This is a genomic window from Streptomyces sp. GL_141 (genome assembly GCF_057834385.1).
Genome location: NZ_CM174402.1, coordinates 7,327,426 through 7,350,595, shown reverse-complemented (window position 1 = coordinate 7,350,595; position 23,170 = coordinate 7,327,426). Strand labels below are relative to the sequence as shown.

Sequence of the window (23,170 nt, the reverse complement as noted above, 5' to 3'; positions counted from 1 at the left end):
GTGTTCACGCATGGTTCGCGTGCACGACGTGGGCGGTCCGGTGTGCGGCCGGTGTACGGCGGCACACTGGTCCGGCCCGTCCCCGCCGGCCTCTGGAGACGCACCGATGGCACCTCTGCCGCACACCCGACGCTCCCTGCTCGGCGGTTCCCTCGCCGTTCCGGTGGGCCTCGCCCTGTCCAGCGCCTTCACCGGCGCCCTCGCCACGCCCGCCCACTCGGCGGCGCCCGCCTTCGTCCGCTCGGACCGCCCGAACGCCTTCTGGGGGGTCCAGTCCGGCGAGATCACCGCCCACTCGGCCACCGTCTGGACGCGTTCCGACCGGTCCGCGCGGATGTACGTGGAGACCTCGCCGAGCGAGTCGTTCCGCTACGCCGTCCGCCGCCACCGCGGCCCGCTGCTCGGCCCGGACACCGACTTCACCGGCACCACCACCCTGCGCGAGCTCCCGCCCGGACAGCAGATCCACTACCGGGTGATCCTCGCCGACCCCGACGATCCGCGCCGCAGCGGCGAGCCGGTCCACGGCACCTTCCGGACCACGCCCGCCTCCCGCCGCCGCGACGTGCGCTTCCTGTGGTCCGGGGACCTCGCCGGTCAGGGCTGGGGCATCAACCCGGAGCTCGGCGGCTACCGCGTCTTCGACGAAATGCGGCTGCGGGACCCCGACTTCTTCCTCTTCAGCGGGGACACCATCTACGCCGACGGGCCGATCCAGGCCTCCGTACCGCTGCGCGACGGAACCCTGTGGCACAACGTGACCACCGAGGAGAAGGCGAAGGTCGCCGAGACCCTCGCCGAGTTCCGGGGCAACTTCCGCTACAACCTGCTCGACCGCAACCTGCGCGATTTCAACGCCCAGGTGCCGGTCCTCGCCCAGTGGGACGACCACGAGGTGCGCAACAACTGGTACCCCGGCCAGATCCTCGACGATCCCCGGTACACCGTGAAGGACGTCGACACCCTCGCCGGCCGGGCCCGCCGGGCCTTCGGCGAGTACTTCCCGGTCACCGACTTGCGCGGCGGCCGCGCCGAGGGCCGGATGTACCGGGTGATGCGCTACGGGCCGCTGCTCGACGTGTTCGTCCTCGACATGCGCACCTACCGCGACGCGAACTCCCCCGGCCGCCAGACCGACGACCCCATCGGCATCCTCGGCCCCGAGCAGCTGGCCTGGATCAAGCGCGAGCTGTCGCGCTCCCGCGCCACCTGGAAGGTGATCGCCGCCGACATGCCGCTGGGCATCGTGGTGGCCGACGGGGCCGCGAACTTCGAGGCCGTCGCCCAGGGCGACCCCGGTGCGCCGCTCGGGCGCGAGCTGCAGATCGCCGAGCTGCTGCGCCACATCAAGCACCAGCGCATCACCGGCACCCTCTGGCTCACCGCCGACGTCCATTACACGGCCGCGAACCACTACGCGCCCGAGCGGGCCGCCTTCACCGATTTCGCGCCCTTCTGGGAGTTCGTCTCGGGCCCCATCGGCGCGGGCGGGTTCCCCGCCGGCCGGCTGGACGCCACCTTCGGCCCGGAGATGGTGTACGTCCAGTCCGCACCCTTCGCCAACATGTCCCCGTCGGAGAACCCCCCGTACTACGGGGAGGTCGAGATCGACGGGGAGGGCGGCGAGCTCACCGTCCGGCTGCGCCGTCAGGGGGGCGGCGTACTGTTCACGCGGACCCTGCAGCCGGGACGGGTGGGGCAGTAGGGGTCGACATCTGAAATCGGCCGGAAAACAGGGCGAAATCGGCCAGATGGATCCTTAACCAGTCGGTCACAGATCGTTCGTGATCACGCAACACCCTTGCGTCACAGTGGTCTGCATGACTGAGCGTATTCCTGCCCCTGCCCAGCGTCCCCACCGCCACCACTGGCGCCGTGACGTCGTCGAACTCGCCGCTCTCTTCTGCGCCGTCGCGGTCGCCGACGCCATCGCCAATCTCGTCGTGCACGGCCCCCGCGGCCCGGTGCTGCTCGTCGCCTCGGCCGTCGCACTCCTGGTCACGGCGGCGTTCCACACCTGGTGGGCACGCCGCCACAGCCATGCGCCGCCGCCCACGGACACCGCTCTCCCGGACCACGGCGCCCTCGGGGAGGCGGCCCGCGAGGACGGTACGACCGCTGCGGACGGTACGGGCGCTACGGACGCCCCGCCGGCCTCCGCCCTGTGGCGGATGCGGACGACCGTGCGCGACGAGCCCGGCAGCCTCGCCGCGCTCTGCACCGCCCTCGCCCGCAGCGGGGTCGACATCCTGACCCTGCAGACGCACCCCCTCCCCGAGGGCGGCACGGTGGACGAGTTCCTGCTGCGCGCCCCGCAGCAGCTTCCCTCCGCCGACCTCACCCGGGCCATCGCCGGCGCCGGCGGCCACAGCACCTGGATCGAGCGCGCCGACGCCCACGACCTGGTCGACACCCCGACCCGCGTCCTGGGGCTGGCCACGCGCACCGCGCTGGACGCCGCCGAGCTGCCGCTCGCCCTGCGCCAGCTGCTCGGCCGCTGCACCATCCACTCGATCCCGGCGACCACCCTCTCCGGGCGCCCCAACGCCGGCGCCGACGCGCCCGTCGAAGGCGTCCTGGAGGCCACGGTCATGAAGCTGCGCGACCCGTCGGGCGGTGCCATCACCATCGAGCGGCCCTACCTGCCCTTCACCCCGACCGAGTTCGCCCGCGCCCGCGCGCTGGTGGAGCTGGACGCCCGGCTCGGCCCGCGGGTCCCGCGCAGCCGGGACGTGCTGACCCTCCCCGAGGGCAACGAGATCACCGTCCGCCGCGCGGACGGCTCCGACCTGCCCGCGGCCCGCGCCATGCACGACCGCTGCTCGGAGCGCACCCTCGGCCTGCGCTACCACGGGCCCGTCGCCGACGCCGACCGCTACCTCGGCCACCTGCTGAGCCCGCGCTTCGGCCGCACCCTCGCCGCGACCACCGCCTCCGGCAAGCTCGTCGCCCTCGGCCACCTGCTCTGGGACGGCGACGAGACCGAGGTGGCGCTGCTCATCGAGGACGACTGGCAGCGCCGCGGCATCGGCTCCGAGCTGCTGGGCCGGCTGATCGGGATGGCCGTCGAGGCCGGATGCGACAGCGTGTACGCCGTCACGCAGGCCCAGAACACCGGCATGGTCGCCGCCATGCGCGGTCTCGGCCTCCCCCTCGACTACCAGATCGAGGAGGGCACCCTGGTGATCACGGCCCGGCTGGACGCGACCCCGGTCAGCTCCCGGCTGCCGTACGAGCTCCCGGGCGAATCCCGCGGCCTGCCCCGCGGCAGGCAGTGAGCCGGACCCCGCGGCCGGTCGCTCACGCCTGAGGCGTGCCGGTCCCCTCGGCCACGATGGGGTGGCTGATGGAGGCCGGGTGCGATCATTTCGTCAGCAGGCTGGCGATCTTTGGTGATGACGCGGACCCGTCCCGCATACGAAGATGTCCACATGTCAGACATCATCACCAGTGACAGCACCGCACGGCTGCCCCGTCAGGTCGCCGATGCCTACGTCGACGACCTCATCGCCATCGACCCGATCACGGGCACCTATCTCGGTGTCGCCGCGAGCTCCGGCAAGCTCCCGGACCTCTCCCCCGCGGGCCGCGCGGCGGCCGCCGAACTCTCCCGCGCCACCCTCGCGAAGCTCGACGCCGCCGAACTCCTGCCCGGCGCCGACAGCGACGTCGAGCGCCGCTGCGCCCGGCTGCTGCGCGAGCGGCTCACCGCCGAACTCGCCGTCCACGAAGCCGACGAGGACCTGCGCGCGGTCAGCAACATCCACTCCCCCGCGCACGCGGTCCGCGAGGTCTTCTCCCTGACCCCGGCCGAAACCGACGAGGACTGGGCCGCGATCGCCGAGCGGCTGCGCGCCGTACCCGTCGCGTACGCGGGCTACCGCGAGTGCCTCGCGCTCGGCCTGGACCGCGGTCTGTTCGGCAGCCCGCGCCCCGCCACCACCTTCATCGAGCAGCTCACCGCCTGGGCGGGCGAGGGCTCCGAGGGTGAGGGCACCGACGGCGAGGGCAGCGAAGGCTACTTCGCCGAGTTCGCCGCCGCCGGCCCCCAGGCGCTGCGCGCCGAGCTGGACGAGGCCGCCGCCGCCGCGACCGCCGCCGTCGTGGAACTGCGCGACTGGATGCGGGACGTGTACGCCCCCGCGGTCGAGGGCAAGCCCGACCCGGTGGGCCGCGAGCGCTACGCCCGCTGGTCGCGCTACTTCAACGGCACCGACCTGGACCTCGACGAGGCGTACGCCTACGGCTGGTCGGAGTACCACCGGCTGCTGGCGGAGATGAAGACGGAAGCCGCCAAGATCCTCCCGGACGCAGGTCCCTGGGAGGTGCTCAAGCACCTGGACGAGCACGGTACGCACATCGAGGGCGTGGACGAGGTCCAGGCCTGGCTGCAGGGCCTGATGGACGAGGCCATCGAGAACCTCGACGGCACGCACTTCGAACTCGCCGAGCGGGTCAAGCGCGTGGAGTCGCGGATCGCGCCTCCGGGCGGCGCCGCGGCCCCGTACTACACGAACCCGTCCGAGGACTTCTCCCGTCCGGGCCGCACCTGGCTGCCGACGATGGGGCAGACCCGTTTCCCCGTGTACGACCTGGTCTCCACCTGGTACCACGAGGGCGTTCCGGGCCACCACCTCCAGCTGGCGCAGTGGACGCACGTGGCGGACCAGCTCTCCCGCTACCAGGCCAGCGTCGGTCTCGTCAGCGCCAACGCCGAGGGCTGGGCGCTGTACGCGGAGCGGCTCATGGACGAGCTGGGCTACCTCAAGGACGCCGAGCAGCGACTCGGCTACCTGGACTGCCAGATGATGCGCGCCGCGCGGGTCATCGTGGACATCGGCATGCACCTGGGCCTGGAGATCCCGGCGGATTCGCCGTTCCACCCGGGCGAGCGCTGGACGGTGGACCTGGCGCAGGAGTTCTTCGGCCTGCACAGCGGCCGGCCGGGCGACTTCGTCGAGAGCGAGCTGACCCGCTACCTGTCGATGCCGGGCCAGGCGATCGGCTACAAGCTGGGCGAGCGCGCCTGGCTGCTGGGCCGTGACAACGCGCGTGCCGCGCACGGCGATTCCTTCGACCTGAAGGCCTGGCACATGGCGGCGCTGTCCCAGGGCTCGCTCGGCCTGGACGACCTGGTGGACGAGCTGTCGAAGCTCTGACCGCCTGACCCCACCGCGGTCGGGCGGACCGGGTTCAGCCCGTTCCGCCCGCCGTGCGGTGCCGCACCACGGAACCTCCGCGCTGCTTGACGATCTCCAGCTGGGCCTGCACCCGGGTCCGCAGGTCGGCGACGTGGCTGACGATGCCGACGCTGCGGTCGCGTTCGCGCAGCGAGTCCAGCACGTCGAGGACCTCGTCCAGCGCCTGGTCGTCGAGGCTGCCGAACCCCTCGTCGATGAAGAGGGTGTCGAGCCGCATGCCGCCCGCCTCGTCGGTGACCACGTCGGCCAGGCCCAGCGCGAGGGCGAGCGAGGCGAAGAAGGTCTCGCCGCCGGACAGCGTGGCGGTGTCCCGCTCGCTGCCGGTCCAGGCGTCGACCACGTGCAGCCCGAGCCCGGAACGCCCGCGTCCGCTCGCCTTGGCGTCGGAGTGCAGCAGGGTGTAGCGGCCGCCCGACATGCGCAGCAGCCGTACGGTCGCCGCGGCGGCGACCTGTTCCAGCCGGGCCGCGAGCACGTAGGCCTCCAGCCGCATCTTGCGCTCGTTGTCCGCGGAGGTGCCCGCGGTGAGTCCGGCGAGCCGGGCCACCCGTTCGTAGGCCTCGCGCAGCGGTCCCAGGGAGCGCAGCTCCCGCTCCGCCTGGAGGGAGAGCCCGTCGAGGTCCCTGCACCGGACCCGGGCCGCGTCCACGGCGGACCCGGCCGTACGAAGCTTCGCGGCGGCCAGCGCCGCGTACGCCTCGGCCGCCTCCGGCGCGGCCGGGGGCAGGGCCGCCGCCGCGGCGGTGTCGGATTCGCCGAGGCGGTCGGCCAGCATGGCCTCCTCCGCCTGCCAGGTGTCGGTGCGGCGTTGGAGCGCGCTGCGTTCGTACTCGGGGAGCACGGCCTCGGCCGCCTCCTCGGTGGTGTCGAAGCCGGCCTTGAAGGCGGCGTCGGCGAGCTGGTCGTCGGCCTCCTTCAGCCGGGCGGCCGTGGTCTCGGCCCGGCGCAGCGAGGCGGCCGCCGCCGTGACCATGCGGACCCGGTCCTCCAGGACTCCGGCGCGGGCCGCGACGCTGGGCGCGTCCGCCCGCACGAGGGCCAGCTCCGCTTCCAGCGAGGCCCGTTCCCGGTCGAGCGCCTCCCGGCGCGAAGCCCTGGCCGCGGCCCGGGCCTCGGCTTCGCTCCGCTCGGCGCTGCGCACGGCATGCTCCCGCTCGGCGCGGGCCAGCCGCTCGCGGGCGGTGTGCAGTCCGGCGGCCGCGGCGTGCGCCTCGGCGTGACGGGAACTCAGCCCGGAGGTGAGTTCCAGGAGTTCGGCGGTGGTGGCCTCGCCGGCGGCGGCCGCGGCCTCGGCGCGGGCCTCCCGGACGGCGGCCAGCCTGCGCTCGACGCCGGCCCGGCGCTCCTCGGCCCCCTCGAAGCGGGCGTGCGCCGCCTCCTCCGCGGCCCGGTCGACGTGACCGGGGGCGGGCCGGGCCGGAGCGGGGTGTTCCGCGGCGCCGCACACGGTGCAGGGCTCTCCCGCCACGAGGGCGGCGGCGAGTTCGGCTGCGATCCCGCGCAGCCGGGTCTCCTTGAGCTCCAGCCAGCGTTCCCGGGTGGCGGCCGACTCCTCGCGCGCGGTGAGCAGTTCGCCCGAGGCCCGCTCCGCGTCGGCGTCGAGGGTGTCGCGCCGCCGGGCGGCGTGCAGGTGCAGCCGGGCGGGTTCCAGCTTGCCGGCGAGCTGCTCGGCCAGGGTCGCGGCCTGCTGGGCGGCGTCCGCGCGCCCGGCCAGCTCGGTCCGGGTGGCGTCCCAGCGGCCGAGCCACTCGGCGGTCTCCTGCTGCTGCTCCTCGGCGGCCCGGGACTCCCGTTCCAGGTCGGCCCGTTCGCGGCCGATCTCGGCGCTGCGCTGCTCGGCGCGGCGGGCGGCTCCGAGGGCTCCGAGATCCTCACGCAGCCGCTGCTCGACCGCGGCCAGCTGCTCGGTCCCCGCCTCGGCGAGCTGCGGCGGCAGCTCCGCCCGGGCCACCGACTCCGCGTGCGCGGCGGCCATGTGGGCACCGGCGGCGGCTCCGCGCAGCTCCAGGGCGGGGGCGACCAGGGCTCCGCGCCGGGCCCGGTCGAGCAGGGCGCGCACCCGCTCCCGCTCCGGACCGGCCTCGGTGAGCAGGGCCGCCCGGCGGGTGGTCTCCGCGTGCCGGCGCTGCAGCCGGTCGAGCTCCCGCGCCTCCTCGGCGGCCCGCCGGGCGGCGTGGTACCGCCCCTCGACGGCGGCGAGGGCGTACTCGGCGACGGTGAGCCGCTCCCGGGCGGAGCAGCGCGCGACGGCGGCCCAGGCACGGATCGCCCCGGCGAGTCCGGGGTCGCCCGGCTGGTGCCGGGGCAGCGGCCAGGCGCGCAGGTCGGCGGCGTCCCCGGCGGCCTGGGCGAGGCGCTGTGCGGTGTGCAGCACCTGTTCGTCACCGGCGCGGACCTTGGCCTCGGCGGCGCGGCGGCGCTCACCCAGCAGCGTCTCGACGGCGGCGAACCGGCGGGTGTCGAAGAGCCGGCCCAGCAGCCTGCCGCGCGCCACCTCGTCGGCCCGCAGGAAGCGTGCGAACTCCCCCTGCGGCAACAGCACGACCTGGCAGAACTGCTCGCGGCTCATGCCGAGCAGCTGCTCGATCTCCTCGCCGATCTCCTGGTGGGACCGGCTCAGCGCGTCCCACTTCTCCCCGTCGTACTCGCGCAGCCAGCTCTGCGCCTTGTCCTTCGTCGTCCCGGTGCCGCGCTTCTTGGGCCGGTCCTGTTCGGGCCGCCGGGTGATCTCCAGGCGTCGCCCGCCCGCGGTGAGTTCGAGGGTGATCTCGGTCGGGGCGTCCGGGGCCGCGTGGTCGCTGCGCAGACTGGTGCCCGGGGCCTGCCGGGAGCCGGGAACGGACCCGTACAGGGCGTAGCAGACGGCATCGAGGACGGAGGTCTTGCCCGCGCCGGTGGGACCGTGCAGCAGGAAGATCCCGGCGCCGGAGAGGGCGTCGAAGTCGATCTCCTGCGGTTCGGCGAAGGGCCCGAAGGCGGTGATGCGGAGCCGGTGCAGCCTCATCGGTGGGTCTCCTGCCGGCTGTCCTCGGCCCGTACCTCGTCGAAGGCACCCTGGAGGACGTCCCGCTCGGCCTCGTCGGAGAAGCCGCCGCCCCCGCGCACGTGGGCGACGAAGTCCTCGGCGATCTCCCGGTCGCTGCGCCCCTTCAGCCGCTGGGCATAGGACCCGCCCGCGTCCTCGCTCCGGCCTTCGGGGTCGAAGGCCAGGCTGAGGGTGTGCGGGAAGCGGACGGCGAGCCGGGCCATGGGGTCCTCGGGCCGGACGGGGTCGGTGAGGGTGGCCTCCAGCCAGGAGTCCTCGTACCGGTCGTACGCGCTCTCGGAGAGCAGCTCCTCCAGCGGCCCCCGGACCCGGGCGAGACCGCGCGGCACAGGGGTGTCGACCCGCTCGGCACTCACGATCTCCCCGCCCTCCCCCATCTCCACGAGCCACATGCTCTTGCGCTGATCGGCTTCGGAGAAGGAGTAGGCGAGCGGGGAACCGGAGTAGCGGACCCGTTCGTTGATCGTCTGGCAGCCGTGCAGGTGGCCGAGGGCGGCGTAGTCGACCCCGTCGAAGACGGAGGCCGGCACGGCCTCGACGCCCCCGACGGTGATGTCGCGCTCACTGTCGCTGGCCTGCCCGCCGGTGACGAAGGCATGCGCGAGCACGACGGACCGCGTCCCGGGCGCCCGTCCGGCCAGATCCGCCCGGATCCGGTCCATGGCCGCGCCGAGCACGGCCTCGTGGCTCACCTTCGAGGCGCCGAACTCATCCTTCACCAGGGCGGGCTCCAGGTACGGCAGCCCGTACAACGCCACGTCACCGTGCACGTCGGCCAGCACCACGGGGTCGGCGCACCCGGCGGGGTCGGTCCTGAGATGGATCCCGGCCCGCCCGATCAGCCCGGCCCCGACACCGAGGCGGCGGGCGGAGTCGTGGTTCCCGGAGATCATCACGGTCGGCACACCAAGATCGGCGAGCCGGTGCAGGGCCCGGTCGTACAGCTCGACAGCAGGCAGCGGCGGCACGGCCCGGTCGTAGACATCACCGGCAACGAGCACGGCGTCGACCTCGTGCTCCCGCACGACCTCGACAAGGTGATCGATGAAAACAGCCTGGGCACCGAGCAGGTTCACCCGATGAAAGCTCCGCCCCAGATGCCAGTCGGAGGTGTGCAGGAACTTCACAGAATCGCCCCGACCTGCACGTTTACCCCTACTGCCCCTCTAAAACCAGCACGAACCAGCCCAGGACCCACAAGCGCCCCCCGACACGCTAACGCATGCCACCCCCTGATCCACCCCTCACCTCGACCGCCGGGCCCGGATCCTGACGCCGGGCCCTCCGGCCACCGGGCACGCCGGCCCGGGCCTGGGAAACTGGAGACATGGATTCCGCGACCGGATCGCGGTTCGCCCGTGAGGCGGTGGCGCGACGGGACTGGGCGGACGCCTACGAAGCCCTGACGGAGGCCGACCGGCGCTCGCCGCTCGGCCCGGACGAGCTGGAGCTCCTGGGACTCGTCGCGCACATGACCGGCCGGGACCAGGTGACCGAGGACGCCTGGACCCGGGCCCACCACGCCCGGCTCAGCCGCGGGGAGACCATCGGGGCCGTGCGCTGCGTGTTCTGGCTGGCCCTGGACCTGGTGCTGCGCGGGCAGTGGGCCGGCAGCACCGGCTGGGTGGCCCGGGCCCGGCGGCTGCTCGCCGCCGAGGCCCCCGGCACCGTCGAAGAGGGATACCTCCTGGCGGTGGAAGGCCTGCGGCTCAGTCTGGCCGGGGAGGCCGAACCGGCCCGTGCCGCCTTCCAGGACGTACTGGACCGCGCCATCCGGTTCGAGGACCCCGACCTCGTGAACTTCGCCCTCGTCGGCGTCGGGGAGAGCCTGGTCCAGCTCGGCGGGACCGCCGAGGGCATCAGGCTGCTCGACGAGGCGATGGTCGCGGTGACCGCCGGCGAGGTCTCACCGGTGATAACGGGGCTCGCCTACTGCGCGGTGATCTCCGCCTGCCACCAGATCTTCGACCTGCGGCGGGCCCGCGAATGGACCGAGCGGATGACAGCCTGGTGCGGGGCCCAGCAGGAAGCCGTGCCGTACAGGGGCGTCTGCATGATCCACCGGGTGGAGATCATGCGGCTGCACGGCGACTGGGCCGGGGCCCTGGACGAGGCGGAGCACGCCTGCCGGTGGCTGCTCGCCCAGCCCGCCCGCCAGTCGGCGGACGGCGCATACTACCAGATCGGCGAGGTCCGGCGGCTGCGCGGCCAGTACGCCGAGGCGGAGCGGGCCTACCGGGAGGCCGGCCGGCTCGGGCACACCGCCCAGCCCGGCCTGGCCCTGCTCCTCCTGGCCTCCGGGGACGCAGACGCCGCGGGCCGGGCCGTACGGACCGCGCTGGACGCCGCCGGAACCGACGCCGCCACCCGATGCCGGCTCCTGCCCGCCCACGTGGAGATCGCCCTCGCCGAGGGCCGCACCGACGAAGCCCGGCAGGCCGCGGCGGAGCTGCGGGCGAGGGCCGACACGGTCGGCAGCCCCCTGCTCTCCGCACGCGCCGGGTACGCGGCGGGGGCGCTGCTGCTCGCCACCGGCGACACCGCGAAGGCCGAGGCCGTGCTGCCTCCGGCGGCGGCCGCGTTCCGCGCGCTCGGAGTCCCGTACGAGGCCGCCCGCTGCCGACTGCTGCTCGGCCTGGCCTGCCGGGAGGCGGGCGACGAGGTGACCGCGCGGCTGGAACTCGGCGCGGCCACGGAGACCTTCCGGGAGCTGGGGGCAGCCCCCGACCTGGTGCGCGCCGAGGAACTGGCGCTCGGCGCCGGCCGCCGGACGGCGAGGCTGCTCACCACACGGGAACTGGAGGTGCTCCGGCACGTGGCGGCGGGCGAGTCCAACCGGGTCATCGCCGAGAGCCTGTTCCTGAGCGAGAAGACGGTCGCCCGGCACCTCGGGAACATCTTCGCCAAGGTGGGGGTGGGCTCGCGGTCTGCGGCGACCGCCTACGCGCACAAGCACGGGCTGGCCTGAGCGGAGCGGGGGCGGCCCCCGTCGCGGGGCGCGGCCCCTGCGCGGCCGACGCCCCCGCCCGGCGTACCACCGCGGATGAGGAGAACCACCCATCGACGGCGATGGGTGGTTCTCCCGAGGCAGGGGTCCGGGCCGCCGCCTACCGTGGAAGCACAAGAGCCCCACTCCTTCGGGGAGGCGATCGACATGACCGGAACCTACGACGCCGTGATCGTGGGAGCCCGCTGTGCGGGCGCGAGCACGGCGATGCTGCTGGCCCGCCAGGGCTACCGGGTCCTGGTGGTGGACCGGGCGACCTTCCCCAGCGACACGCTCTCCACCCACCTCATCCACCCGCCCGGGCTCGCGGCCCTGCGGCGATGGGGCCTGCTGGACCGGGTCGTCGCCACCGGCTGCCCGGAGATCACCACGTACACCTTCGACCTGGGCCCCCTCGTCATCTCCGGGTCGCCGGCGGGGCTGGGCTTCCAGGGCTCGTACGCGCCCCGGCGGACCGTCCTCGACAAGATCCTCGTCGACGCCGCGGCGGAGGCCGGCGCCGAGGTGCGCGAGAAGTTCACCGTGGAGGGCCTGGTCACGGAGGGGGACGCGGTGACCGGCATCCGCGGCCACGGCCCGGACGGGGCCGCCGCCACCGAGTACGGCCGGGTCGTCATCGGCGCCGACGGCGCCCACTCGATGGTCGCCCGCGCCGTGGACGCCCCCCGCTACGCGGAGAAGCCGAAGCTTCAGGTCAGCTACTACACGTACTGGGCGAACATGCCGATGCACGGCGGGTTCGAGGCGTACATGCGGGGCGAGCGCGCCTTCGCGGCCTGGCCCACCAACGAGGACGTGACGCTGGTGATCTGCGGACTGCCGATGCGGGACTTCGAGGCGAACCGCGCCGACATCGAGGGCGGCTACCACGAAACCCTGAACCGGGTGCCGGCCTTCGCCGACCGGATCGCCTCCGCCACCAGTACCGGACGACTGGTCGGCACCGCCGTCGAGAACCACTTCCGGGTCCCCTACGGACCGGGGTGGGCGCTGGTCGGCGACGCCGGGTACCTGAAGGACTTCATCACGGCCCAGGGAATCCAGGACGCCTTCCAGGACGCCGAGTTGTGCGCACGGGCCCTTGGCGACACCTTCGCGGGCCGCAGGGCGTTCGGCGACGCCATGCGCGGCTACCAGCAGGCGAGGGACGAACGGGTCATGCAGATGTACGAGTTCACCGCCGAGTTCGCGGCCCTCGGACCTCCGCCGCCCGAGATGCAGCAGGTCCTCGGCAAGGTCGCCGAGAGCCAGGACACCATGGACGGCTTCGTCCGGGTGAACGCGGGCCTCACCAAGCCCGGCGAGTTCTTCTCCGACCCGCGGCTCATGGAGGCGGCGCAGCCGGTGAGCTGATCCGAAGTCCAGTCCCTCGGAAGCCGCCTCAGGGCGCGTACGTCTCCCCGCCCGGCGTGAGGGTGGCGCTCCCGGCGGTGCTGTCGGCGAGCCAGGCCGCGAAGGCGGGCAGGTCCGCCTCGGGCAGGGCGACCTCGATCTCCACGGCGGCCCCGTAGCGCACGTCGACCACGGTCCTGCCGGTGGAGCGCAGGTCGTTCTCGGTCTTGCCGGCCCGCTGGTGGTCGACGGTGACGGTGACCAGCCGGTACCGGTGCCGGGTGACGGTGCCGAGCACGTCGAGGGCCTCGCCGACGACCCCGCCGTAGGCACGGATGAGCCCGCCGGCGCCGAGCTTCACGCCGCCGTAGTAGCGGGTGACGACGGCGACGGCGTAGCGGATGTCCCGGCGCGTGAGCATCTGCAGCATCGGCACCCCGGCGGTGCCGCCGGGCTCGCCGTCGTCGCTGGCCTTCTGCACGGAGGCGTCGGCGCCGATGACGTAGGCGTAGCAGTTGTGCGAGGCGGTGGGGTGCTCCTTGCGGATCCGCGCGACGAACTCCTGCGCCTCCCGCTCGGTCGCCGCGGGCGCGAGCGCGCACAGGAACCGCGAACGGTTGATCTCGGACTCGTGCACACCCTCACGGGCCACCGTCACGTACTGGTCTGCCTTCACCCGCCCACCCTAAGCCGTGGCCCACGCCTGACCGGCCGGAGAAGAACCGGACGCGCCTCCGACCCGCCCCCGCCGGGCACTGACTCGCCGGCAACGAGGCTCGCGGCTGCGCCCGGGCCCGGGCGTCGGCGGGGAATCCGGCGCGCGGGTTTTCCGTTGATCTAGCTGGCGGCAGTCACTGGCGGCAATCGGCGGTCAGGCGCAGCAGGACCAGTAGCAGGAGGCGGCACGCGTGTACGGCGATCCGGCAACCATCCGCAAGATCCTCACCGAGCTCGGTGACACCTGGGCCGTGGTGGGCCTGTCCAACAACCAGGACCGGGCCGCGTACCGGGTGGCCGAGGTGCTCCAGCGGTACGGCAAGCGCGTGATCCCCGTGCACCCCAAGGCCGAGACGGTCCACGGCGAGCAGGGCTACCCCTCGCTGGAGGCGATCCCGTTCAAGGTGGACGTGGTGGACGTCTTCGTGAACAGCGCCCTTGCGGGTGCGGTCGCCGACGAGGCCGTCGCGAAGGGGGCGGAGGCCGTCTGGTTCCAGCTGAACGTGGTAGACGAGGCCGCCGCGGCCCGTACCCGCGCGGCCGGACTGGACATGATCATGGACCGCTGCCCGGCGATCGAGATCCCCGCCCTGTAGGGCTTCCGGGGGCCGCCCGCCCTTCAACCCTTTCAACGCGGCTCAAGTATCCAAACCGCCCAAACGGTACGAATACTTGAGACCGCGCCTCCCCGTCGGGGTCTGCCGCGCACCTCAGACCGACCCCGACCAGGGAGTCCCGCCGTGATCAGCCGTGCCCAGAGCCATGCCCACAGCCACGCCCGCATCGCCGTGCTCGACCTCGACGGGACCCTGGCCGAGGGATCACTGGCGGCCCCGTTCGTGGAGTCCCTCATCACCGGCGGCGTCTGCGATCCGGCGGCCGGACGGGCGGCGCTCGACGCGATAGCGGACTACCACAACGAGGGCGCCGAGGGCGCCGAGGGCGCCGATCCGGAGGGCGGCACGGCCGCCCACGCCCCGACCGCCGCCGCCTTCTACGGCCACTTCGCGCGGGCCCTCGAAGGCGCGGACCGGACCGACGTGGAGCGGGCCGCCGAAGCCGCCTGGCCGGCGGCCCGGAAGCGGATCCTGCCCTTCGCCGACGAGCTCGTACGGCTCCTGCACGCCGCCGGGCTGCGTACGGTGCTGATTTCGGGGAGCCCGTACGAGATCGTCCGGCGCGCGGCGGCGGAGCTGGGCATCGGTGAGGCCCACGGCATGCGGGCCGAGTTCCGGCGCGGCCGCTGCACCGGAGCCCTCACCACGGCGCCGGCCCTGCCCGGCGGCAAGCGCGCGGCGCTGCGCACCGCGACCAAGGGCAGCCCCGTGGACCGCCGGAGCTCCTTCGCCATCGGGAACTCCCCCTCCGACGCCGAGGTGTTCGAGCAGGTCGGGCTGGCGGTCGCCTTCGAACCGGACCCGGTCCTGCGGGGCTGGGCGATGGACCGGGACTGGATCATGGCCGACCGGGGCAACGTCCTGGCCGTCTGCCAGGACCTGGTCGCGACGCACCCGGTGCTCCGCGCGGCAGGCCACGAGGCGAGCCGCGACGCCGCCGGCCTGGGGGTCGCCGGCCCGCGCTGACCGCGCCGCGGTCGCGGGCGGGCGGTCGCGCACGGGCGGTCAGGCACGGGAGGTCAGGCACGGAGGTCACCCGTGCGCGGTCACCGGTGGGATGGACACCGCCATGGTCATCTCCATCGGGCCGGACCCCTCGTTGCGGTAGGCGTGCGCCGCGTCCGCCTCGAAGGAGACGGCCCCGCCGGCCGGTACGGCGTACGTCTCGTCCGCGACCACCAGCGTCAGCTCGCCCACCGTGACGTGCAGCATCTCGAAGGTGCCCGGCGGGTGCGGATCCGAGGCGGTCCCCTCGCCGGACTCCAGCCGGTAGGTCCACATCTCGACCGGCCCGCGCCGGTCGTCGCCGAGCAGCATGCTCGCGCCGCTGCCGCCCTCGGTGGACCACATCCGCACCCCCTGCCCCGGGAGCACCACCTGCACCCGCGGGCCGCGGTCGTGGTCGAGGAGGGTGGTGATGCTGACGCCGAGCGCGTCGGCGAGTTTGACCGTCGTGCCGACACTGGGGTTCGTACGGGCCTGCTCGATCTGGATGATCATGCCGCGGCTCACCCCCGCACGGGCGGCGAGGGCCTCCAGGGTGAACCCGCGCTCCCCGCGCCAGCGCTTGAGGTTGCGGCCGAGGGCCTGGGTGAGCTGTTCGAGGTCCGACACCGTTCCATCCACTCCGTACAATATTTTGGATGACAGGGTTCAATAAGCTGAACTATGGTGCGCTGTACTTCACGCGTACTTCATCGTGTACTCCACCGTTCAGCGCACTGTACTGCGAGGCCTGCCATGACCGCCCTGTTCGCCTTGGCCACCGCCGCCCTGTGGGGCCTCGCCGACTTCGGCGGAGGGCTGCTGACCCGCCGGATACCGGCCCTCACGGTGGTCGTGGCCTCCCAGGTCCTCGCCGTCCTCGTGCTGGGCGCGGTGGTCCTGGGCACCGGCGCCTGGCGGGAGGCCGGACCGCAGCTCTGGTTCGCCGTGGGGGCGGGGCTGGTCGGTCCGGTCGCGATGCTCAGCTTCTACAAGGCCCTCGCCCTCGGCCCGATGGGCGTGGTCTCCCCGCTCGGATCCCTCGGCGTGGTGGTGCCGATGGCCGCGGGGCTGCTCCTGGGCGAACGGCCCGGCGCCGCTCAGCTCGCCGGGATCGCGGTGGCCGTCGTGGGCATCGTCCTCGCGGGCGGCCCCGAGCTGCGCGGCGCTCCCGTACAGCGGCAGGCCGTCGTCCTCACCCTCGTCGCGGCCTTCGGCTTCGGCGCGGTGATGGCCCTGATCGCCCCCGCCTCCTCCACCCTGCCCGGCCTGTTCCTCGCACTGTTCGTCCAGCGCGTCACCAACGTCGCCGTCGGCGGCACGGCCCTGTGGGTGCGGACCCGGCGCGGCGTCCCGGCCCTCCCTGCGGATACGGGCGGCCGGCAGGTCCTCTGGGGGCTGCTGCCGGCGCTCGCCTTCGTCGGACTCGCCGACGTCGCGGCGAACGGCACCTACTCCATCGCCGCCCAGCACGGCCCGGTCACCACCGCCGCCGTACTCTCCTCCCTCTACCCGGTGATCACCGCCCTGGCGGCCTTCGCCGTCCTCAAGGAACGCCTGCGCACCGTCCAGGCGGCGGGCGCGGGCCTGGCCCTGGCGGGCACGGTCCTCCTGGCGGCGGGCTAGGCCGTCTCTTTCGGATCTTGCCGGTCAGGCCCGCGTCGTCCGGTGCCGTGCCTCGCCGCGCTGCCGGGGCTCCCACGTACTGGACGTACTCGGGTGCCTCGGCAGCGCGGCGAGGTGCGGTGCCGGGCGACGCGGGCCAGGCAAGATCCGAAAGAGAGGGCCTAGGTGTATTGCCCTGTGAGGTTGGGGACGCGGCTGGCGGGTGGTTTGCCTGCGAGTGCGGTGTGTCCGCGGTGGTGATTGTAGGTGTGGAGCCATCGGGGGAATGCGTCGCGTCGTTCCTGCTCTGAGCGGTAGGGGCGGGCGTAGGCCCACTCCTCGGCGAGGGTGCGGTTGAGGCGTTCGACCTTGCCATTGGTCTGGGGTCGGTAGGGCCGGGTTCGCTTGTGGGTGATCCCGGCTGCTGCCAGGGCGTCCCGCCAGAGGTGGGATTTGTAGCAGGAGCCGTTGTCGGTCAGGACGCGCTCGACGGTGATCCCGACGCTGGTGAAGTAGGCGTGTGCCCGCTGCCAGAAGGCGGTCGCGGTTTCCTTCTTCTCGTCGGTGAGGATCTCGCTGTAGGCGAGGCGGGAGTGGTCGTCGACGGCGGTGTGGATGTAGCTGTAGCCCAGGCGGGGCCGCTTTCTGCGGCCGGCCTGGCGGCCGAGGGTCTTGTGGCCGCCGCCGTCGGGGATGTTGCCGAGCTTCTTGATGTCCACGTGGACGAGCTCGCCGGGCTTGGCGCGTTCGTAGCGGCGGATGACACGGCCGGTGGCCCGGTCCAGGTGGGACAGGCGGGCCAGCCCGAACCGGGTCAGCACGCGGTGGACGGTCGAGGGCACCAGGCCCAGCAGGTGGGCGATACGGGCCGGTCCCCACCGCCGGGTGAGTCGGACCTTGATGATCCGGCGTTCAGTGCGGGTCGGGGTCCGGCGTGGGCTGTGGTGCGGGCGCGAGGACCGGTCGCTCATGCCTGCTTCAGCGTGGGAGCGGTAGCGGTCGGCCCACCGCTGGGCGGTCGTCGGCGAGACCTGGAAACGCTCGGCGGCCCGCCGAAGCGGCCAGCCGTCCACGACCACACAGCGGGCAAGGCGCAACCGTCCGGTCTCGGTCAGGGGTGCATTACGGTGGGGCATGAGGGCCTTCTGTCGTTCGGTGTAGACGTCGCAATCCACACCAAACCCGGAAGGCCCTCACCCGTTCAAGATCCCTCAGCCGAGACCTGCATCACCCGTCCACAATCTCCCGGGACAGAACACCTAGGCCGAGCCAGGACCCGCAGGCCCTCCAAGGGGACCCTTCCGCACGCCAGCTGCGAAACCGGCACCCCACGCCGGCGGCTCCGACCGGCAGCCGCCCGGGCCGCCGTGCCCAGCGGTGTCGGTCAGGTCCTGCAGACCGCCCAGGACGACGCGCAGGCCGCGGGGTTCTTCCTCCTCGGCTCCACGGACGCCCTCGGCCAGAGCCGCATGCAGGTCCTCGACCGGAACTGGAAGGTCTGCTCACAGACGCCTGCCGCCGGTACGCAGGCCGCCACCGGCACGAAGATCGTGTTCCACACCGTCAAGCTCGAAGAGACCTGCCCCTGACCCACCGGCTCCGGCCGCCCCGCCACCCGGTGGCCGGCACGGCCCTCACGGGCGGCGGGTGGGGCTCACTCCGGCTCCGTCACGTCCGCCAGTGCGCGCAGCTGGTCCGGGGTCACCCCGTCGGGGATCGGGACCGGGGCCGGGGTGCGCAGCGGTGGCTGCCAGCCCGTCTCGGGGTCCCAGCGGCGGACGATCCGCGCCGGCGCGCCCGCCACCACGGCGTGGTCGGGGACCTCGCCCCGTACGACGGCTCCCGCCGCGACCACGACGTTGCGGCCCAGCCGCGCCCCGGGCAGGATCACCGCGCCGGTCCCCAGCCAGCAGCCCGGGCCGATCTCCACCGGGGCGCTGCGCGGCCACTGCTTGCCGACGGGCTCGTGCGGGTCGTCGTAGCTGTGGTTGGTGGAGGTGATGTACACCCCGGGACCGCAGAAGGTGTCGTTGCCGATCGTGATCCGGGTGTCGGCTATGACGTGGCTGTCGCGGCCGATGACCACGCCGTTGCCCAGGACCAGGACCGGTTCGGCGCCGAGGTCGAGGTCCGGCATCATCCCGGCGGTGAGCGTGACCTGTTCCCCGATGATGCAGTGGTCGCCGAGCCGGATCCAGGGCGCGCCGAAGACCGTGCCCTGCGGGAACGCGAGCCGGGTGCCGTGCCCGATGGCGCCGAAGCGCAGCCCTCCGGGGGTCTGGGCGGTGACCGCTCCGGCCCGCTGCATCCAGCGCCAGCCCGCGTGGACCGCGCGCCCGGCGAGCCTGCGGCGCAGCGCCGTCAGGGAAGGGAGCGCCGTCTGAGAAGAGAACGTGTTCTGGTTCTTCGCCACCGGGTCACCGTAGCGCGCCGGGGCCCGGGCCGCGCCGTGATCTTCACCCCATCCCCGGGGGTGCGGGGGGCGTGGCCTACGGTTCCGGTAGCGCGACGCGACGTACCGGAAGAGGAAGAGAACACATGACGCAGCAGGCGGCCCAGGCACTCGTGGCGGGTGTCGGCGGGAAGAACCCCGAGATCGACCCGACGGCGTTCACCGCTCCCACCTCCGTCGTGGTCGGGGACGTGCGCCTCGGCGCGGGCGCGAGCATCTGGTACTCGGCGGTGCTCCGCGCGGACTGCGGTCCGATCACGCTCGGCGCCGACAGCAACGTGCAGGACAACTGCACCGTGCACGTGGACCCCGGTTTCCCGGTCTCCATCGGCGAGCGCGTCTCCATCGGGCACAACGCCGTCGTGCACGGCTGCACGGTCGAGGACGACTGCCTGATCGGGATGGGCGCGACGGTCCTCAACGGCGCGGTGATCGGCGCCGGCTCGCTGGTGGCCGCCCAGGCGCTGGTCCCGCAGGGCATGATCGTCCCGCCCGGTTCGCTGGTCGCCGGAGTCCCGGCGAAGGTGCGGCGCGAGCTGACCGCGGAGGAGCGCGAGGGCATCAAGGTCAACGCCCTCATGTACACCGAACTGGCCAAGCAGCACAGCGCCTCGGTGGCCCCCGGCGCGTAACCGGCGCCGCCCGGCACCGGTTCCCCGCCCCGCCCTCCGGCCGGGCGGGGAACCGGCCCCTCAGTCGGTGAGCACGGTCGGAGCGGTCGAAGCCTGCCCCGGCACCGCGGCCGCGTCCGGGGCCGCACCGGCCGCAGCCGCGTCGGTACCGGCCCCGGCCCGCGCCGTCGCGGCCGCCTTCTTCATCCGTCCGCGCACCACCACGGTCATGCCGACCCCGCAGACGACGGCCAGGGCGAGGGCCACCCACGAGAACCCCTTCAGCCACGGCTCGGCGACGATCCCGATCGAGTAGATGACGGCCGTCGTGCCGCCCGCCCACAGGATCCCGCCGAGGACGTTCGCGACGAGGAACCTCCAGTACGGCATGTGCAGCACGCCCGCCAGCGGCCCCGCGAAGATCCGCAGCAGCGCCACGAACCGCCCGAAGAAGACGGCCCACATGCCCCACTTGTCGAAGGAGCGCTCCGCCATGGCCACCTGGTCCGGCCCGAAGTGCTTGGGGAAGCGCCGGCCCAGCCGCTCCAGCATCGGCTTCCCGCCCCTGCGCCCGATCGCGTAGCCGATCGAGTCGCCCACGATCGCCCCGGTGGTGGCGCAGATGCCCAGCACCACGGGGTCGATGTGCCCCTGCTGCGAGGCCAGCAGCGCCGAGCTGACCAGGACGATCTCCCCCGGCAGCGGGATGCCGAGGCTTTCCAGTCCGATGACGAGCCCCACCAGGAGGTAGATGCTGACCGCCGGAATCGTCTCCAGCCATTCCTGGATGTGCACCGGTACGTCCTCCCGAGTTGTTCCGCCCGGCCCGCCCCCTGTGGCGGACCGAACGGGCAGCCTATCCGGTCGCCACCACAGCCTTTGCCCGCAGCGGCAGTTCGCGCGAGGAACGCCCCGCGAACACCGCCCGGCGTCCCGTCCCCAGCACCCACGCGTCCCGCACGGGATCCCAGGAGGACAGGGTGCGCGCGTCGATGTCCACGACGATCCGCCGCGCCTCGCCGGGTTCCAGGGTCAGGCGCCGGTACCCGGCCAGGGCCCGGACCGGCTGGTCCAGTTTCAGGTCCGGGGACGGCCCTACGTAGACCTGCGCCACCTCGGTGCCGGTGCGGCGTCCGGTGTTGCGGACGGTGAACTCCACGCGCAGCCCGGCGCCCTTCCCGTGCGCGCCGCCCGGCCGGACCGCCAGCTTCTCGTACGCCCACGTCGTGTACGAGAGCCCGTGCCCGAAGGCGAACAGCGGAGCCACCCGCTGCTGGTCGTACCAGCGGTGGCCCACGTGCACCCCCTCGGTGTACTCCTGCCGTCCGCCCACCCCGGGGTAGCGCACCGGGTCCGCGCCGACCGGGGTCACCCGCTCGTCGGCCGGGAAGGTCTGGGTGAGGCGGCCGCCCGGGTCCGCGTCGCCGAAGAGCACGTCGGCGGTGGCGGCCGCGCCCTCCTGCCCCGGGTAGTACATCTGGAGGACCGCTCCGGTGCGCGGGAGCCACGGCATGGTCGTACCGGAGGAGGTGTTGAGCACCACCGTGGTGCGCGGGTTGGCGGCGGCGACGGCCTCGATCAGCGCCGCCTGGCCGCCGGGGAGCCCCAGGGAGGTGCGGTCGCTGCCCTCGGTGGCGTCCTCGTAGGCGAACAGCACGACGCTGCGGGCCGCCCTGGCCGCCCTGACGGCCTCGGCGAGGTCCGCGGCGCGGGTCGCCTTCGTGGTGTGCCGCAGCCGCAGCCGCTGCCCCTTGGGCCCGCCCTCGGCGAAGACGGCGAGGCGGTGTTCGCCCGCCTTGAGCGCGAGGGTGCGGCGGCGCACGGTGCGGCCGTCGGGGGCGGCTCCGAGCAGTCCGCCGGCGAACTGCTCGGCCACGCCCTGCCGTACGGGGAAGAGCTCCTCCCCGTCGAGCCGGACGGCCGGCCGTTTCCCGGTGTAGTGGACGAGCAGGGTCCACTCGTCGTCGGCCGCCAGCCGGAAGGTCCCCTCGAAGCCCCAGGTGCGCCCGGGGGCCACCGTCCGGTCGTCGAGGCCGGCGTCGGGCGTGAGCAGTTTCGCCGGCAGCGGGCGCCCGTAGAGGTCCTCGCCGAGCGCGTAGGACACCGTCGAGCCGCTCCCGGCCCGCCGCCGGATCTCGTCGAGGGGGGCGGCGGCCGCGTCCGGCACCACGTGGGCGCTTCCGCCACCGCCGACGAAGGGGGTCCGCCCCGTGGGGCCGATCACGGCGATGGAGCGGGCGGCGGGGCCCGTCAGCGGCAGGGTGGCCCGCTCGTTGCGCAGCAGGACCGCTCCGGCGGTGGCGATCTGCCGTGCGGTGCGAGCCCCGGCGGCGGCGTCCCGGGCGGGCCGGGCGGCGGGGCGCCCCGCGAGCAGTCCGAAGCGGTCCATGGTGGTCAGGATCCGGCGTACGGCGAGGTCCACGGTGTCCTCGTGGACGGAGCCGCCGCGCACCGCTTCCCGGAGCGGGGCGCCGTAGTGGGTGCCCGCGGGCATCTCCATGTCGAGGCCCGCGCCGATCGAGGCGACGGTGCTGTGGGTGGCGTCCCAGTCCGACATCACCCAGCCGTCGAACCCCCAGCGCCCGCGGAGCAGTTCGTCGAGGAGCGGCTTGTTCTCGCAGGCGTAGACCCCGTTGACCTTGTTGTAGGCGCCCATCACGGCGCCGGCCCCGGCGGCCACGGCGGCTTCGAAGCCCCGTAGCTCCGTCTCGTGGAGGGTCTGTTCGGCGGCGATCACGTCGACGGTGTCGCGGCCCTTCTCCTGGTTGTTGAGCGCGAAGTGCTTGACGGTGGCGATGAGCCCCTCGTCCTGGATGCCGCGGACGACCTCGGCGACCAGGTCGGCCGTCAGCTTCGGGTCCTCCGAGAAGGTCTCGAAGTTCCGTCCGGCGTACGGGGTGCGGATGAGGTTGGCCATCGGGGAGAGGAGCACGTCGATGCCGAGCGCACGGCCCTCGCGGCCGATGACCCGCCCGTACGCGCGGGCGAGCGCCGGGTCGAAGGCGGAGGCGAGCAGGACCGGCGCGGGCAGCGCGGTGGCGGGCCTGGCGACGCGCACCCCCGCCGGACCGTCGGCGAGGCGGAGCGCCGGGATGCCCAGGCGCGGGATGCCGGGCACGTAGCCGGCCTGGCCGAGCGGCTGCGGGTCCGGGCCGCCGTGCAGCAGGACGGTCTTCTCCTCAAGGGTGAGCCGGTCCAGCAGGGCGTCGATCCGGGCGGCGCTGACGGCCGCGGGAGCGGCGGCCGGGGAGGCGGCGGCCTTACGGGGCTGCGCGCCGGGCGGCGGCGCCGGTACGCAGGAGGCCGCGCCGAGGGCGGCGCCCATCGCCCCGAGGAGGCGCATCGCACGGCGTCTGGACACGGCCTCGCTCATGGGCGCTCCCTGCGGCGTGGGCATCGGCGTCAGGTGGCGGGAGCGGCCCGCGCCGGACCGCTCCCGCCGCCCACTGTGCGCCGATCGCCGCACGGGCCCGCTTCAGGCGCGCCACCACACCGCCGATGTTCAGCCCTGCGGCGGCGGCTGCCGAGGGCCGGCCCTGCGGCGGCTGCCCGAGCTCGGCCCCGCACCAGCTGCCCTGGGTCAGCCCTGCACCGGCTG

General features: G+C 73.9%; 18 protein-coding genes. 10 read left to right on the top strand and 8 right to left on the bottom strand.

The window, feature by feature from the left end; translation table 11 throughout:
- Positions 1-106 precede the first annotated feature (106 nt).
- From AC3IX6_RS32770 to AC3IX6_RS32760, 3 genes are all read left to right on the top strand, one after another.
- Complete coding sequence (locus AC3IX6_RS32770; RefSeq protein WP_489366912.1) at positions 107-1,705, top strand: alkaline phosphatase D family protein; 1,599 nt, start codon at positions 107-109, stop codon at positions 1,703-1,705.
- A gap of 115 nt (positions 1,706-1,820) precedes the next feature.
- Positions 1,821-3,278: a GNAT family N-acetyltransferase gene (locus tag AC3IX6_RS32765; protein ID WP_489366911.1), complete on the top strand. Its 1,458-nt coding sequence runs from the start codon at positions 1,821-1,823 to the stop codon at positions 3,276-3,278.
- Positions 3,279-3,431: 153 nt separating this feature from the next.
- Positions 3,432-5,159 (top strand): DUF885 domain-containing protein, encoded by a 1,728-nt coding sequence (locus tag AC3IX6_RS32760; protein ID WP_489366910.1) that lies wholly within the window; start codon positions 3,432-3,434, stop codon positions 5,157-5,159.
- A 34-nt stretch (positions 5,160-5,193) separates the two neighbouring features.
- On the opposite strand, the gene AC3IX6_RS32755 is transcribed toward AC3IX6_RS32760, so the two are convergent.
- Positions 5,194-8,205, bottom strand: coding sequence for an AAA family ATPase (locus AC3IX6_RS32755; RefSeq protein WP_489366909.1), 3,012 nt, complete (start codon positions 8,203-8,205; stop codon positions 5,194-5,196).
- Positions 8,202-9,374, bottom strand: coding sequence for an exonuclease SbcCD subunit D (locus tag AC3IX6_RS32750; protein WP_489366908.1), 1,173 nt, complete (start codon positions 9,372-9,374; stop codon positions 8,202-8,204). The genes AC3IX6_RS32755 and AC3IX6_RS32750 overlap by 4 nt, the downstream gene beginning before the upstream one ends.
- Positions 9,375-9,574: 200 nt before the next feature.
- Between AC3IX6_RS32750 and AC3IX6_RS32745 the strand changes: the two genes are divergently transcribed.
- Positions 9,575-11,215, top strand: coding sequence for a LuxR C-terminal-related transcriptional regulator (locus tag AC3IX6_RS32745; RefSeq protein WP_489366907.1), 1,641 nt, complete (start codon positions 9,575-9,577; stop codon positions 11,213-11,215).
- A gap of 186 nt (positions 11,216-11,401) precedes the next feature.
- Positions 11,402-12,607, top strand: a complete 1,206-nt coding sequence (locus AC3IX6_RS32740; RefSeq protein WP_489366906.1) for an NAD(P)/FAD-dependent oxidoreductase — start codon at positions 11,402-11,404, stop codon at positions 12,605-12,607.
- 28 nt (positions 12,608-12,635) lie between these two features.
- Here AC3IX6_RS32740 and AC3IX6_RS32735 read toward each other — a convergent pair whose 3' ends face one another.
- Positions 12,636-13,262, bottom strand: a complete 627-nt coding sequence (locus AC3IX6_RS32735) for a YigZ family protein (protein ID WP_489366905.1) — start codon at positions 13,260-13,262, stop codon at positions 12,636-12,638.
- Positions 13,263-13,494: 232 nt separating this feature from the next.
- Between AC3IX6_RS32735 and AC3IX6_RS32730 the strand changes: the two genes are divergently transcribed.
- Positions 13,495-13,899, top strand: a complete 405-nt coding sequence (locus AC3IX6_RS32730; RefSeq protein ID WP_489366904.1) for a CoA-binding protein — start codon at positions 13,495-13,497, stop codon at positions 13,897-13,899.
- A gap of 144 nt (positions 13,900-14,043) precedes the next feature.
- Positions 14,044-14,886, top strand: a complete 843-nt coding sequence (locus tag AC3IX6_RS32725; protein WP_489366903.1) for an HAD family hydrolase — start codon at positions 14,044-14,046, stop codon at positions 14,884-14,886.
- Between the two features lie 66 nt (positions 14,887-14,952).
- Here AC3IX6_RS32725 and AC3IX6_RS32720 read toward each other — a convergent pair whose 3' ends face one another.
- Entirely contained in the window at positions 14,953-15,534 is a 582-nt protein-coding gene (locus AC3IX6_RS32720; RefSeq protein WP_489366902.1) for a helix-turn-helix domain-containing protein, read from the bottom strand.
- Between the two features lie 126 nt (positions 15,535-15,660).
- Here AC3IX6_RS32720 and AC3IX6_RS32715 point away from each other — a divergent pair, with 126 nt between their 5' ends.
- The gene (locus AC3IX6_RS32715; RefSeq protein ID WP_489366901.1) at positions 15,661-16,530 is read left to right on the top strand and encodes an EamA family transporter; all 870 of its coding nucleotides are present in this window, start codon (positions 15,661-15,663) and stop codon (positions 16,528-16,530) included.
- A gap of 161 nt (positions 16,531-16,691) precedes the next feature.
- Here AC3IX6_RS32715 and AC3IX6_RS32710 read toward each other — a convergent pair whose 3' ends face one another.
- Positions 16,692-17,645 carry an IS481 family transposase gene (locus tag AC3IX6_RS32710; protein WP_489366900.1) on the bottom strand — a complete coding sequence of 318 codons (954 nt, stop codon included), beginning with the start codon at positions 17,643-17,645 and terminating at the stop codon, positions 16,692-16,694.
- A gap of 231 nt (positions 17,646-17,876) precedes the next feature.
- Between AC3IX6_RS32710 and AC3IX6_RS32705 the strand changes: the two genes are divergently transcribed.
- Positions 17,877-18,098, top strand: coding sequence for a PASTA domain-containing protein (locus AC3IX6_RS32705; protein WP_489366899.1), 222 nt, complete (start codon positions 17,877-17,879; stop codon positions 18,096-18,098).
- Positions 18,099-18,163: 65 nt separating this feature from the next.
- Here the strand turns inward: AC3IX6_RS32705 and AC3IX6_RS32700 are convergent, their stop codons facing one another.
- Positions 18,164-18,922 carry an acyltransferase gene (locus AC3IX6_RS32700; RefSeq protein ID WP_489366898.1) on the bottom strand — a complete coding sequence of 253 codons (759 nt, stop codon included), beginning with the start codon at positions 18,920-18,922 and terminating at the stop codon, positions 18,164-18,166.
- A 125-nt stretch (positions 18,923-19,047) separates the two neighbouring features.
- On the opposite strand from AC3IX6_RS32700, the gene AC3IX6_RS32695 reads away from it, so the two are divergent.
- Positions 19,048-19,593, top strand: a complete 546-nt coding sequence (locus AC3IX6_RS32695) for a gamma carbonic anhydrase family protein (protein ID WP_489366897.1) — start codon at positions 19,048-19,050, stop codon at positions 19,591-19,593.
- Positions 19,594-19,653: 60 nt separating this feature from the next.
- Here AC3IX6_RS32695 and AC3IX6_RS32690 read toward each other — a convergent pair whose 3' ends face one another.
- Both AC3IX6_RS32690 and AC3IX6_RS32685 read right to left on the bottom strand, forming a co-directional pair.
- The gene (locus AC3IX6_RS32690; protein WP_489366896.1) at positions 19,654-20,367 is read right to left on the bottom strand and encodes a DedA family protein; all 714 of its coding nucleotides are present in this window, start codon (positions 20,365-20,367) and stop codon (positions 19,654-19,656) included.
- Positions 20,368-20,428: 61 nt separating this feature from the next.
- The gene (locus tag AC3IX6_RS32685; protein WP_489366895.1) at positions 20,429-22,945 is read right to left on the bottom strand and encodes a beta-glucosidase family protein; all 2,517 of its coding nucleotides are present in this window, start codon (positions 22,943-22,945) and stop codon (positions 20,429-20,431) included.
- Positions 22,946-23,170: the final 225 nt, after the last annotated feature.

Excerpts from the sequence above, each read along its gene's own strand:
- AC3IX6_RS32770 (WP_489366912.1), top strand. The coding sequence starts at position 107 with ATGGCACCTCTGCCGCACACCCGACGCTCCCTGCTCGGCGGTTCCCTC.
- AC3IX6_RS32695 (WP_489366897.1), top strand. The coding sequence starts at position 19,048 with ATGACGCAGCAGGCGGCCCAGGCACTCGTGGCGGGTGTCGGCGGGAAG.
- AC3IX6_RS32710 (WP_489366900.1), bottom strand. The coding sequence starts at position 17,645 with ATGCCCCACCGTAATGCACCCCTGACCGAGACCGGACGGTTGCGCCTT.
- AC3IX6_RS32755 (WP_489366909.1), bottom strand. The coding sequence starts at position 8,205 with ATGAGGCTGCACCGGCTCCGCATCACCGCCTTCGGGCCCTTCGCCGAA.
- AC3IX6_RS32745 (WP_489366907.1), top strand. The coding sequence starts at position 9,575 with ATGGATTCCGCGACCGGATCGCGGTTCGCCCGTGAGGCGGTGGCGCGA.
- AC3IX6_RS32765 (WP_489366911.1), top strand. The coding sequence starts at position 1,821 with ATGACTGAGCGTATTCCTGCCCCTGCCCAGCGTCCCCACCGCCACCAC.
- AC3IX6_RS32760 (WP_489366910.1), top strand. The coding sequence starts at position 3,432 with ATGTCAGACATCATCACCAGTGACAGCACCGCACGGCTGCCCCGTCAG.
- AC3IX6_RS32740 (WP_489366906.1), top strand. The coding sequence starts at position 11,402 with ATGACCGGAACCTACGACGCCGTGATCGTGGGAGCCCGCTGTGCGGGC.
- AC3IX6_RS32685 (WP_489366895.1), bottom strand. The coding sequence starts at position 22,945 with ATGAGCGAGGCCGTGTCCAGACGCCGTGCGATGCGCCTCCTCGGGGCG.
- AC3IX6_RS32715 (WP_489366901.1), top strand. The coding sequence starts at position 15,661 with ATGACCGCCCTGTTCGCCTTGGCCACCGCCGCCCTGTGGGGCCTCGCC.